The following is a 13,052-nucleotide window of genomic DNA, read 5'->3' as shown; positions in this document are numbered from 1 at the left end:
AGCGAGAAAAAATACGCTAAGCAGGTATTAAGGGGTATAGCCCCCTGAAGACGAGGGTTTTTCGCTGTCGTGGAAAACGCCTTCTTAAAGTATGTTGTAACTAATTCAGATCAAAAAAAAGCGCGAGCCAGGCCCGCGCAAGGATAATCAACATTTACTTACTTTTTATTAGAATTCCGTCCGTAGATAGCCCAGGTGATCACCACACAGGCGATATAAAACATCAGGAAGACTTTCATTGCGCCCGCCGGGGAACCGGTGAGTGCCAGCGAGGTGCCGAAGGCTTTCGGGATAAAAAAGCCGCCAATCGCCCCAATAGCAGAAATAAAGCCCAGTGCAGCAGCGGTTTCGGTTGCCGCCTCACGCAGCGCCGTGGCTTCACTGCCGCCAGCGTTTTTCACCCGTTCCAGCGTCATCTTGCGGAAATTGACTGAAATCATCTGGAAGGTAGAGCCACTGCCCAGCCCGGCCGTCAGGAACAGCATCAGGAAGACGCCAAAGAAGGCGGTAAAATTCCCGCCCACGCCATTGGTTGGCAGCGTCAGGAACAGTAAAGCGCTAAAAATAGCCATCAGGATGAAGTTCACCAGGGTGACACGTGTCCCCCCCAGCCGGTCCGAGAGCGCCCCACCCGCAGAACGGGCGAGCGCGCCGATGAGTGGGCCAAAAAAGGCGTAATGCATGATGACTACGTCCGGAAACTGGGTCTTCGACAGCATGGCGAAACCGGCAGAAAAGCCGATAAACGAACCAAAGGTTGCCAGATAGAGAAAGCTCATGATCCACATATGCTTACGCTTTAACACCGGCAACTGTGCTTTCAGTGACGCTTTCGAGGCGGTCAGTTCGTTCATGCCAAACCAGGCGGCGAGGGTAAAGACGGCCAGCAACGGCACCCATACCCATGCGGCATTCGCCAGGAAGATCATACTGCCATCAGGCTGCGCCACACCCGTTGCGCCAAACACAGCAAACATCGAAAACGAAATAGCCAGCGGTGCCAGAAGCTGCATCACGCTCACACCCAGGTTACCGAAACCGCCGTTAATCCCCAGCGCGCTCCCCTGCTTCTCTTTTGGAAAGAAAAAGCTGATGTTCGCCATACTGGAGGCAAAGTTCGCTCCGGCAAAACCACACAACAGCGCAATGATGATGAACGTGCTAAATGGGGTGGAGGTATCTTCAACCGCCAGGCCCAGCCAGACGCAAGGAATGATCAGAATGCCGGTACTGAACGCGGTCCAGCGGCGGCCACCGAATACCGGGACCATAAAAGAGTACGGTACGCGCAGCAGTGCGCCCGACACGGACGGTAAAGCAGTCAGCATAAAGAGTTGGTCAGTCGAAAATTGAAAGCCAACTTTATTCAGGTTTACGGCAACGGCGCTAAACAACATCCACACACAGAACGCCAGCAACAGACACGGAACCGAAATCCACAGGTTACGACTGGCGATGCCGTGTCCCTGTCGTTGCCAGAAAAGCGGATCGTCCGGACGCCAGTCGCTAATAACTCGGCCTGACGCCCTTTGGGGGGTAGAAGAGTGACTCATAGACACCTCTGGTTATTGATTTGACGAGGCCACATTAGTTTTTACAGCGCAAGGTAAGTTGATATAAATCAAAGGAAAAGTGTGCGTAACAACGAGCAAAAAATAACCATGCTCATTAGTGAGTAGATCGTTTTTCTTAAAAAAGTGTGGTTTTTCACAACCCTGTCGCCCGATGAAAAAGACCCACTCCTTTTATGGATACCGGCAACGATAAAGGAGTACTTCTTTATAGGTATGGGTATACCTCAGGGTATGGCGGACAATATCGGCCACTCTTTATTTCCGTGCGCCGGAGCCTTGCCCTCTATGCTTAAACGCCTCTTTACACCGCTCTCCCTGGTTAACCAGGTCGCACTGACAATGCTGCTGTCGACGGTTATCGGTGTGGCGGGCATGGCGGTTTCCGGCTGGCTGGTGCTTGGTGTTCAGGGCAGTGCCCACGCCATCAACAAAGCGGGCTCGCTGCGTATGCAAAGTTATCGGTTGCTGGCAAGCGTGCCACTGCGCCCGGCAGACGACATATTACTCAAAGAGATGGAGCAAACGGCGTTCAGTTCTGAACTGGCCGATGTCGCCGAACGTGACGGGCAGCAAGAGCAGTTAGAGGCGCTGCAACATTTCTGGCGCAACGAGGTCGCGCCAGCCCTTAAGCAGGCCCAGGAGCCTCAGGCTGTCACTGATAAAATAGCCACCTACGTAAATCGAATCGACACGCTGGTTACCGCCTTCGATCACAGCACCGAACAGCGTATGGCGCGCGTCGTGATCCTGCATCGGGTGATGGCTATCTTGCTGGGCTTACTGCTGCTCTTTACCGTTGTCTGGCTTCGCGCCCGCCTGCTCCAGCCGTGGGAACAGTTACTGAAAATGGCACAGGCGGTCAGCCAGCGTAACTTTACCCGGCGGGCACAAATCAGCGGACGCAATGAGATGGCGACCCTCGGTACCGCCCTGAATAATATGTCGGAAGAGCTGGCGGAAAGTTACGCCGTCCTTGAACAGCGCGTTCAGGAAAAAACCGCCGGACTTGAACAAAAAAACCAGATTCTCTCTTTCCTGTGGCAGGCCAACCATCGTCTGCATTCGCGTATTCCGTTGTGCGAACGTTTGTCACCGGTGCTTCATGGGCTGCAAAACCTGACGCTGCTGCATGATATTGAGCTGCGCGTTTACGACATGGACGATGAGAAAAACCACCAGGAATTCACCTGCCATTCGGATATTACCTGTGATGATCGGGGGTGCCATTTATGTCCGCGCGGCATCCTGCCTGCTCCCGCTGGCGGCAGTTCCACCCTGAAATGGCGCCTGGCGGACAACCATACACAATATGGCTTGCTACTCGCGCAGCTCCCCCACGGCAGGCATCTTAGCCACGATCAGCAACAACTGGTGGATACGCTTGTCGAGCAGTTAACCGCGACGCTGGCGCTGGACCGTCATCAGGAACATCTGCAGCAGATGATGGTGATGGAAGAGCGTGCCACCATCGCCCGGGAACTGCATGACTCCATCGCCCAGTCTCTCTCCTGTATGAAGATGCAGGTCAGTTGCTTGCAGATGCAGGGCGGCGACCTGCCTGAGAGTAGCCAGCAGTTGCTGGGGCAAATACGAAACGAGCTCAATACCTCATGGGCGCAGTTGCGTGAGCTGTTGACGACATTCCGCTTACAATTAACAGAGCCTGGGCTGCGCCCGGCCCTGGAGTCCAGTTGTCAGGAATACAGCGCGCGCTTCGGTTTTCAGGTCAGGCTGGATTACCAGCTCCCCGCGCGTCTCGTGCCCTCACATCAGGCAATCCATTTATTGCAGATTGCCCGCGAAGCCTTAAGCAATTCGCTGAAACATTCCGGCGCGACTGAGGTTATCGTCTCGGTCGTCCAGCAGGAAAAACGGGTAATATTGCAAGTTCGCGACAACGGCTGTGGCGTGCCGGAAAACGCAGCGCGAACAGACCATTATGGCTTGATTATCATGCGCGACCGTGCGCAAAGTTTACGTGGCGATTGCCAGGTTCGACGGCGTGAGTCCGGCGGCACCGATGTAACCGTGACGTTTATTCCCGAAAATCTTCTCTCATCTGTGCAAGGAGATAACTATGACTAACCAGGAACCGGCTACCATTTTGCTCATCGATGATCACCCGATGTTGCGTACCGGCGTCAAGCAACTTATCAGCATGTCGCCTGAAATCACCGTCGTCGGCGAGGCCAGCAATGGCGAACAAGGCATCGAACTGGCAGAGGATCTGGACCCGGACCTGATTCTGTTAGATCTGAATATGCCGGGGATGAACGGCCTTGAAACGCTCGATAAACTGCGTGAAAAAACGCTGTCGGGTCGCGTGGTGGTCTTTAGCGTATCGAATCACGAAGAGGATGTTGTCACTGCCCTTAAACGCGGCGCCGATGGCTATCTGCTTAAAGATATGGAGCCAGAAGATTTACTCAAAGCCCTCCAGCAGGCCGCAGCAGGTGAGATGGTTCTGAGCGATGCGCTAACCCCCGTGCTGGCTGCCAGCCTGCGCGCCAACCGTGCAACCTCGGATCGCGATATCAGTCAGTTAACGCCGCGCGAACGCGACATTCTTAAGCTTATCGCGCAGGGTCTGCCGAATAAGATGATTGCCCGTCGCCTCGACATCACCGAGAGTACGGTAAAAGTGCACGTGAAACATATGCTGAAAAAAATGCGCCTGAAATCCCGCGTGGAAGCAGCGGTCTGGGTTCATCAGGAACGCATTTTCTAATTGTCAGGCGCCATCAGCTCCCAGCGCGGCGTCGCGTCAGAGGTGTCAACCAGCGGTGGCGTCAGCGTCAGCACAATCTCATTGGAAGAGACGCGCTGACCTTTTTCATCTTCGGCAATCACCGACAGATGCCACTCGTTGGTCGCCCCTTCACTGTTATCCCACTTCGGCATAATGATCGACCAGCCTTCCGTACTGCTGGGATGAGCAGGCGGCGTCAGACTAAGCTGTTGAGTATCACCCTGCCAGCGTAACTCGCGTATCCCGTGCGTGCTACGGATATCCAGTTTGAGTGCCACCGTTTCGCCAGGCTGTAAATCCCAGGGCGGTGTGGCGAGAAATACTGAGAGTGTCTTGCGCTGGCGATATTCGTATACCGGCACCGTATCACGCACCGGATTATCGTAACGGCTGCCGCGCAAAGAGGCCTCCTCTCCCAATTGGCTGGCGGAAAGCTGTTTCCAGAGAGGAACACCAAACCGATAATTCAGTTTCAGGCCTAAATCGTTCTGACTTTCGCCGTTCTCTCCCTGTTTATGGTGCGCCGAGAGCGTTACCAGCGGTACGGGGGTGTAATCCAGCCCCACTTTTACCGCCAGCGGATTACGATACCCCGTCCCGGAGTCGAATAAATCCACGCTATCACCAAAGTATTGTTCCAGACTGACACTGGTATCGAGTTGCTGCCAGAAAGGTAAACGCGCCTGAGCGGTAATGTCATAGCCGCGCGCCATACGCTGCTGGAGCGTTGCCGAACGATACGTCCAGTCGGTAAGCGGTTGATAGTAATTGGCGGAAAAACGCAGCGACTGTCCCCACACCTCAGCCCCCAGTCCGGTACGGGCCAGGTTTTCATCGAGCAGGTTGTCATAGAAGGTGTTATACCCCAGCAGCCAGTCACCGGAAATCCAGCGCTGCCCGATCCCCACGTTACCGACCAGCCCCTCATCCTGTTGGGTCAGACCAAGCTGGCTCCAACTGAGATAGCGGGACGTATCCTGCAAAGGTACAAACCAGTCGCCGTGGCTGCCGTTAAAGCCCCCTTTGTCATCAACTTTGACATCGACGGTCGCTTTGCCCCAGGGCGACAGCCAGGACTCTACCTGCTGGTTTACCTCATCGCTCACCACATCGCGCAACTGACCAAAGGCGAACTGGCGCGCCTGTGCCCCGGCATCCAGCCCGTTGTCTGTCATGCTGGCTTCGCCAAAGGCTTTCGCCATTTCGGCCAGATGTTTTTCACTGCTGCCTTTGTCGGGCGTCATTCCGAGATCGGGCAGAGAATCACCATCATTATCAAACGGATGTTGAGCTTGCTGAACATACCAGGATTGCGGGGCGGTCTGTACGCCACTGACCGCGCTTCCCGCCAGCGGCAAGAATAAAAGCAGTATTGGGGAAGAGGAAAACCAGTGCATCACGTTTGTAGGGGGTCGCTCCGGGCTGGAAATGATCGCCAGTCGTTCAGGTTAGCGGCTTTGCCCGACAATTTCAGCTTTTGCGCAAATTTCAGGAAAATCCTTAATCCTTCCCGTTTCGCCAGACTACAGTTAACTGAATGCTGATAACTGAGAAAAACCGAATGACTCAGACACTACGATGGGCCATGTGCAGTTCCATTTTGTTGTATGCCGTGTCGGCCAGCGCCACCGACATTTTCCAACTGCAATCCCCTGCTTTTGGCGATAACGCGCTGATGGAGAAAAGATTCGCGGGCAACGCCACCAGCAATCCTAACTGCACGGGAGAGAATATTTCCCCGGCACTGGTGTGGAACAATCCGCCGGCCAAAACGCAAAGTTTCGCCCTGGTCGTACATGACCCTGAAGGGGCGATGGGCCTTGGCGTTACCCATCTGGTGGCCTACAACATTCCCCCTTCCGGCACCGGTTTTGCCGAAAATGATCTACGTGACGGCAAAGGCTATACCGGCGGTAAAAATACCCCCGGCACAGTGCAGTGGTATGGTCCTTGCCCCCACCGGGTAGCGGCGCACATCACTACACCTTTACCCTGATTGCCACCAGCCTCGCCCCGGATCTCCCCAAAGGATTAACCCGGGACGAGCTGTTCGCCAAACTCAAAGGCCACACCCTGGGGGCGGCAGGTTTAATTGGCCGCTTCGGACAGTAGCGCTTTTAATTCCGGCAGACAGGAGCCACAGTTTGTGCCGCAGCGCAGGACATTCCCCAGCGCTGCGGTGCTGTCGCACCCTGTGGCAATCGCAGCGCGAATCGCGTTTTCCCCCACACTGTAACAGCTACAGACCGTGCGCCCCGGCACAGGTAAGCTTGACGGTGACTGCCCGGCTAACAGGCTATGCCGCGCCTGCGCCGTTGCTGGCGCGGTGATAAATGCCTGCACAATGACATCATGCGCAATGACCGGAAGCCGCGTATCACTCCACCACCCCAGCATCAATTGCCCGTGATGCCAGGCCAGCAAATTTTTCACCGTACCGGCACGAAGAGTCTGTATCTGCCAACCTTGCGTCTGACACCATGCCGTCAGCCATGCCGACGCATCGCCATTGCCCGCCAGGGTGAAATGCAAAACGCTATCCGTCGCTTTGCGCACCCAGTAGAGATCAGCGGGGAGCGGTGGCATTTTACGCGCATAGAATTCGCCCTGCCAGTCTGGCTGCCAGGCGGCGATGCGCACCGCCGTTTGTTTGCTCTCCGGCTGCCCGGAATGCGGGTCGCACACCGGAGCCACCAGTGCGTTAACCTTCCCCTGACGCGCAAAGGCGTGGTTCCAGTGCATCGGCGTAAACAGTTCACCTTCCCGCTGGCCGTGCTGAATACGCGCTCGTGCCACCATAACGCCGCGGGGAGAGCTTATATGTGCGAGGTCTCCCTCACTGAGTGCAAAACGGGCAGCATCCGCCGGGGAAATATCCACCACGGGTTCGGCAATGTGCTGCATCAACCGCGCAACGGTGCCAGTGCGGGTCATCGTATGCCACTGATCGCGGATCCGCCCGGTGTTAAGTAAAAGTGGATAGCACGCCGTCGGTTGCGCCACTGCGCGTGCGGGCGATACAGGTACGATGCGTAAACGCCCGGAAGGCCGCCAGCCGCGTTGTAATGCCGCCGGGGTCACGCTCCACTGGTAGGGTTCCAGTCTGTCCCACTGTTCGCGCGTTAACCCGGCCAGTTCACTGATATCAAACGCTCGCGTACCGTTGTTTTCAAAACCCGAGAGCGCCGCATGTTCAGAAAACACCTCATGAGGGTGCTGCCAGGCAAACGCGGAGCCAAAGCCGAGGCGCTGCGCGACCTGTGAGATTATCCACCAGTCAGCTTTTGCCTCGCCCGGCGGGGGTAAAAAGGGCCGCTGGCGTGAGATGCGTCGCTCGGAATTGGTCAGTGTGCCATTTTTCTCCCCCCAGGCCAGCGCCGGAAAACGGATATGCGCGTAGCGACTGGTGTCAGTCTGCGCCACCACCTCAGAGACAATCACCAGCGGACAGGCCGCCAGTGCGCGGCACACCGCATGGCTGTCCGGCAGCGAAACCGCCGGATTGGTGCCCATTATCCACACCGCTTTCACCTCGCCACGCCCGATGGCCTCAAACAGATCGACCGCCATCAGTCCCGGCGTTTGCGCCAGCCGCTCCGTCCCCCAGAAACGTGCCAGCCGGGCAAGGTCCGCCGCTTCAAAATTCATGTGTGCCGCCAGTTGTGTCGACAGACCGCCCACTTCGCGCCCGCCCATAGCATTCGGTTGTCCGGTCAGCGAAAACGGGCCGCATCCCGGACGGGCAAATTTGCCGCTGGCCAGATGCACATTCATGATGGCATTACACTTATCGCTGCCGCTCGATGACTGGTTAATTCCCATGGTGAACAGCGTCATCGCCCGTGGCGCGGTAATAAACCAGTCATAAAAAGTTGTGACAACGTCACGCGACAAATTACAGAATGACGCGACCACCTCTGGTGTCCACGTGCGCGCGGCAGCCAGTGCGGCCTCGCTGTCATCAAAATCGACAAGCGTTTGATTTTCCTTCGCAATCATATTCAGCAGGCCGACAAACAGCCCGGCGTCGCTCCCCGGCGCTAGCGGCAGATGGAGATCGGCAATATCACAGGTGGCAGTGACGCGCGGGTCGATGACCACCACTTTTAGCGCCGGGTTATCATGCTTTGCCTGCACAATGCGCTGGTAGAGCACCGGATGGGTCCAGGCGGCATTCGACCCCACCAGCACCAGCAGATCGCTCTTTTCGATGTCTTCATAGCTGCACGGCACAACGTCTGCACCAAAGGCCCGCTTGTAGCCTGTGACGGCAGATGACATGCACAACCGTGAATTGGTGTCGATATTTGCCGCGCCGATAAAGCCTTTCATCAGCTTGTTGGCGGCATAGTAATCTTCGGTGAGCAACTGCCCGGAGGCATAAAACGCCACCGCCTGCGGACCAAATTCACTGATGATGGCGTTCAGGCGTTCCCCGGCGGCATCCAGCGCCGCCTGCCAGCTTACCGTCTGCTCATCCACCTGCGGATCCAGAAGCCGCCCCGCTAACCCGGTGGTTTCCCCCAGCGCCGCCCCTTTCACGCACAGCCGACCGGCGTTTGCCGGGTGCGCGCGGTCACCCGCCACGCTCACCCCATCGTCAGTGACGGTCGCAACCACGCCGCAGCCCACACCGCAATACGGGCAGGTGGTGCGGGTACTCATGATGCCTCCGCGCGCATCAACAGGACCTGGTTGCCGACCCACACTTTGCCACCTTCAATTTTAACCGGCCAGGCGCGGACCGCCGGTTCACCGCTTTCCGCATAGCAGCCGTCACGCAGACGAATACGCTGCTTGTAGAGCGGCGAAATCACCAGCGGTTCACCGTTCGTGTCGCCTAAGATCCCGCGCGACAGGACCTGGGCGTGGCTGCCCGGTTCGTGGTTATCGAGCGCATAGATGGTTTCGCCAAAGCGGAACAGTGCGATTTGCCGCTCACCCAGCCGTGCGCCAATCCCCGCCTGTTCAGGTATCGCGGCAATGTCGCAGATAACCTGCCATGGCCGCCACGGCAGTTGTCCTTCTGACTGCTCCGGTGCCGCCGCCAGTTGCGGCTGATGACGGACAACCTCGCGGTGAACGGTTTCGTCCGGCACGTCGCTGTTAACAAACGAGCGGAACAGCGCCAGACGGTCAGGATCGTTAAGCGTGGTCTGCCACTCGCACTGATAGCTGTCCACCACTCGCGCCATCTCTTCTTCCAGCTCAGTGGCAATCTCAAGGCTGTCGTTCAGGATAACATCGCGCAAATAGTCGATGCCGCCCTCCAGGTTATCCAGCCAGGTGCTGGTGCGTTGCAGGCGGTCAGCCGTGCGGATGTAGAACATCAGAAAACGGTCAACGGTGCGGATCAGCGTGGCCTCATCCAAATCGCTGGCAAACAGATCCGCATGACGTGGTTTCATGCCGCCGTTACCGCACACATAGAGATTCCAGCCTTTCTCCGTGGCGATCACCCCCACATCTTTCCCCTGCGCTTCCGCACACTCGCGGGTACAGCCGGACACCGCCATTTTTATCTTATGCGGCGCACGCAGCCCTTTGTATCGATGTTCCAGGGTAACCGCCAGCCCGGTGGAGTCCTGCACACCATAGCGGCACCAGGTCGAACCAACGCAGGATTTCACCGTGCGCAATGATTTGCCGTAGGCGTGCCCGGTTTCAAACCCGGCATCGACCAGTTCCTGCCAGATGGCCGGAAGCTGCTCCAGACGGGCGCCAAAGAGATCGATACGCTGGCCGCCGGTGACTTTGCTATAAAGCTGATAGCGTTTGGCGATCTGCCCGATGGCAATCAGACCATCCGGCGTGACCTCCCCGGCGGGCATCCGCGGCACGATGGAATAGGTCCCGTCTTTCTGGATGTTGGCAAAATAACGGTCATTGGTATCCTGCAGCGGCAGGTGCGCCGGTTTGAGCAAATACTCATTCCAGCAGGAGGCCAGAATCGACCCGACCAGCGGCTTACACACCTCGCAGCCCTGCCCGTGACCATAACGGCTGATTAACTGTGCGAAAGTACGGATATGGTTGACGCGCACCAGATGGTGGATCTCCTGGCGCGAGTACGGGAAGTGTTCGCAGATGTCTTTTTTCACTTCCACGCCCTGCGACGCCAGTTGGTGTTCCATGACCTGTTTGACCAGCGCGCTGCAACCGCCGCAACCGGTGGCCGCTTTGGTACAACTTTTGATGGCTCCCATGTCGCTGGCGCCCGCGCTGACCGCCTGGCAAATATCGCCTTTGCTGACGTTATGACAGGAACAAATCTGCGCGCTGTCAGGCAAGGCCGCCACGCCGAGCGCTTTTGGCGCACTGCCAGCAAGCGCAGGCAGGATCAGGCTTTCCGGTTGTGCTGGCAGCGCCAGCCCGTTGAGCATGGTTTGCAGCAGCGTCGCATAGTCGCTGGCTTCCCCCACCAGTACGCCGCCGAGCAGTTGTTTGCCATCTTCACTGACCACGATTTTTTTATAGATTTGCGCCGGGCCGTCTGTCCACTGATAACTCAGGCAGCCGGGTGTGCGCCCGTGGGCATCGCCGAACGACGCCACATCAACGCCAAGCAATTTCAGCTTTGTGCTCATATCCGCACCGGTAAACGCCGCCGCTTCGCCGCTGAGATGAGCCGCCACTACACGCGCCATCTGATATCCTGGCGCCACCAGACCATAGACTTTGCCCTCCCACACCGCACATTCGCCGATGGCGAAGATGTTTTCATCCGAGGTCTGGCACTGTTCATTAATGGTGATCCCGCCGCGTTCCCCCAGGTCCAACGCCCCGCTGCGGGCGAGCGCATCCTGCGGGCGAATCCCGGCGGAGAACACCACCATGTCGGTCGTCAGGCTCTCACCATCGGCAAAGTTGAGGGTGAGCGTGTCGCCATTCGTCACGATTTCCCGGGTCGCCTTGCTGGTATGAACCTGCACCCCCAGCGCGGTGATTTTCTTGCGCAGCATAGCGCCGCCCTGTTCATCCAACTGAACGGCCATCAGCGCCGGGGCGAACTCCACCACGTGGGTTTCCAGCCCCAGTTGTTTTAACGCATTCGCCGCTTCCAGCCCCAGCAGCCCGCCGCCAATCACGACGCCACGCGTGGCGTTTTTCGCACGCGCGGCAATCTCATCCAGGTCATCCAGGGTGCGATAGACAAAACAGCCACGGGCATCGTGCCCCGGAACCGGCGGCACAAACGGATATGAACCGGTCGCCAACACCAGTTTATCCCAGCGCGTTTCATGCCCCAGGGCATCCCGCACCACCTGTAACGCGCGGTCGATATCGGTAATGGTCTGGTTGAGACGCAGCTCAATGCCGTGCTGGTCGAAAAAATCCCCCTCGACCATGGAGAGCGACTGCGCGCTGCGTCCGGCAAAGTACTCGGATAAATGCACACGATCGTAGGCGGCATAACGCTCCGCGCCGAATACCACGATGTGATAGGCCTGATGCAGGTTGCGGCTCACGCACTGTTCTAAAAAATAGTGGCCGACCATACCGTGTCCAACCACAACCAGAGTAGGTTTTGTCATCTTTGGGATCCCGGCAGCCGCTGGCTGCGCTGTAAAGCTGTCAAAAAGCCAGCCCGCCTGCGGCGGTTCCGGCGTATTTAATCGTTCGGTGAGTACAGCCGCACTGGCACAATCGCCCAGCAGCAGTACGCCGCACAGTCTGTTTTCCCGCACCAACAGGCGACGGTAATGGCCGCTGAGGGGATCGAGGCTGGTCCAGATGTCATCGCCATCACGCGCCTGCACATCCCCGGCACTGAACAGGTCGATGCCGCTCACTTTCAGTCGCAGCCCGTCCGCCTGCCAGTGAAAGTCTGCCTCAGGCGTGCCGAGCAGACGCGCAGCGAGAATCTCCGCCTGCTGCAAACAAGGGGCCATTAGCCCCCAGGTTTGTCCGGCGATTTCACAGCATTCACCGAGGGCGCTCACCCCGGCGATCGCACTGCGCAACTGCCCGTCCACCACGATGCCACGGGCGCAGGGGATACCACTGGCCTGGGCAAGGGTTATCGCGGGGCGCACGCCGGTGGTCATTACCACGCGGCCTGCCGACAAAACGCGGCCGTTGGTCAGCGTGACGCTATCGGGTGTAATACAGCGGATGCTGGCAGAGAGTTCGCAGTCAATGCCGCGCTCACGCAGATGCGCTGCCAGCAGCCCTCCGGCCTGTGCGTCAAGCTGCTGCTCCATAAGCCATTCGCTGCGGTTCACCAACGTGACGTTGTCACCGTGACGACGCAGCGCCGCAGCCGCTTCAACCCCCAGTACGCCGCCGCCGAGGACAACCACCGGCCCACTGCCTGCCAGGATGGCCTGCACATCGCTGATACGGCGAAAGCCATGGACATGCGGTAAGTCGTGGCCTGGTACGGGCGGGATAAAGGGCGTCGATCCGGTGGCAAACACCAGTTCATCCCAGGTCAACTCGCGTTGGGTGGTAATGACCCGACGCGCCAACACATCAACCCGGGTGACCGTCTCCCCCGTCAGTACCCTGATGCCGCGCGCTTTGTACCACTGCGCATCGTGCAGGACGGTGTCGCTGAACGCTTTCTCTGCACCCAGCACCGGTGATAACTGGATGCGGTTATAGGCGTGGCCCGGCTCGTCGCCAATCATCGTGATGGCATAGCGGTCGGCAGCCGATTCGCTGAGTTTTTCGACAAGGCGGGTGGCCGCCATGCCGTTGCCAATGATTAACAATCGCAGGGTCAT

Annotated in this window: 6 protein-coding genes and 1 pseudogene; 3 read left to right on the top strand and 4 right to left on the bottom strand. The window is 57.8% G+C overall.

Annotated features, from left to right (window positions below):
• Positions 1–158 precede the first annotated feature (158 nt).
• Complete coding sequence (locus IP582_RS11475) at positions 159–1,553, bottom strand: NarK family nitrate/nitrite MFS transporter (protein ID WP_193796030.1); 1,395 nt, start codon at positions 1,551–1,553, stop codon at positions 159–161.
• A gap of 306 nt (positions 1,554–1,859) precedes the next feature.
• Between IP582_RS11475 and narX the strand changes: the two genes are divergently transcribed.
• Together narX and narL are read left to right on the top strand one after the other, a co-directional pair.
• On the top strand, positions 1,860–3,659 hold the full coding sequence (narX, locus tag IP582_RS11470) for a nitrate/nitrite two-component system sensor histidine kinase NarX (protein ID WP_193796029.1): 1,800 nt from the start codon (positions 1,860–1,862) through the stop codon (positions 3,657–3,659).
• Positions 3,652–4,302, top strand: a complete 651-nt coding sequence (gene narL, locus IP582_RS11465) for a two-component system response regulator NarL (RefSeq protein ID WP_039079179.1) — start codon at positions 3,652–3,654, stop codon at positions 4,300–4,302. The genes narX and narL overlap by 8 nt, the downstream gene beginning before the upstream one ends.
• On the opposite strand, the gene IP582_RS11460 is transcribed toward narL, so the two are convergent.
• A complete protein-coding gene (locus tag IP582_RS11460) occupies positions 4,299–5,720 on the bottom strand; it encodes a YchO/YchP family invasin (RefSeq protein ID WP_193796255.1) in 1,422 nt (473 codons plus the stop codon). The two genes, narL and IP582_RS11460, sit on opposite strands and share 4 nt — an antisense overlap.
• Before the next feature lie 164 nt (positions 5,721–5,884).
• Between IP582_RS11460 and IP582_RS11455 the strand changes: the two are divergent.
• Positions 5,885–6,435: pseudogene (locus IP582_RS11455) on the top strand (YbhB/YbcL family Raf kinase inhibitor-like protein).
• On the opposite strand, the gene IP582_RS11450 reads toward IP582_RS11455, so the two are convergent.
• Both IP582_RS11450 and nirB read right to left on the bottom strand, forming a co-directional pair.
• Complete coding sequence (locus IP582_RS11450; protein WP_370551807.1) at positions 6,412–8,988, bottom strand: molybdopterin-dependent oxidoreductase; 2,577 nt, start codon at positions 8,986–8,988, stop codon at positions 6,412–6,414. The pseudogene IP582_RS11455 and the gene IP582_RS11450 overlap by 24 nt on opposite strands.
• A complete protein-coding gene (nirB, locus tag IP582_RS11445; RefSeq protein ID WP_193796028.1) occupies positions 8,985–13,052 on the bottom strand; it encodes a nitrite reductase large subunit NirB in 4,068 nt (1,355 codons plus the stop codon). The genes IP582_RS11450 and nirB overlap by 4 nt, the downstream gene beginning before the upstream one ends.

The organism is Citrobacter sp. BDA59-3, assembly GCF_015167655.1.
GTDB classification, from domain to species: Bacteria; Pseudomonadota; Gammaproteobacteria; order Enterobacterales; family Enterobacteriaceae; genus Phytobacter; species Phytobacter diazotrophicus.
Note: the sequence above shows the minus strand (reverse complement) of the source record. Positions and strands in the feature narration are given on the sequence as shown.

Bases quoted from the DNA above. Each gene is read 5' to 3' on its own strand.
- IP582_RS11475 (WP_193796030.1), bottom strand. From the start codon at position 1,553: ATGAGTCACTCTTCTACCCCCCAAAGGGCGTCAGGCCGAGTTATTAGC.
- narX (WP_193796029.1), top strand. From the start codon at position 1,860: ATGCTTAAACGCCTCTTTACACCGCTCTCCCTGGTTAACCAGGTCGCA.
- narL (WP_039079179.1), top strand. From the start codon at position 3,652: ATGACTAACCAGGAACCGGCTACCATTTTGCTCATCGATGATCACCCG.
- IP582_RS11460 (WP_193796255.1), bottom strand. From the start codon at position 5,720: ATGCACTGGTTTTCCTCTTCCCCAATACTGCTTTTATTCTTGCCGCTG.
- IP582_RS11450 (WP_370551807.1), bottom strand. From the start codon at position 8,988: ATGAGTACCCGCACCACCTGCCCGTATTGCGGTGTGGGCTGCGGCGTG.
- nirB (WP_193796028.1), bottom strand. From the start codon at position 13,052: ATGACCCTGCGATTGTTAATCATTGGCAACGGCATGGCGGCCACCCGC.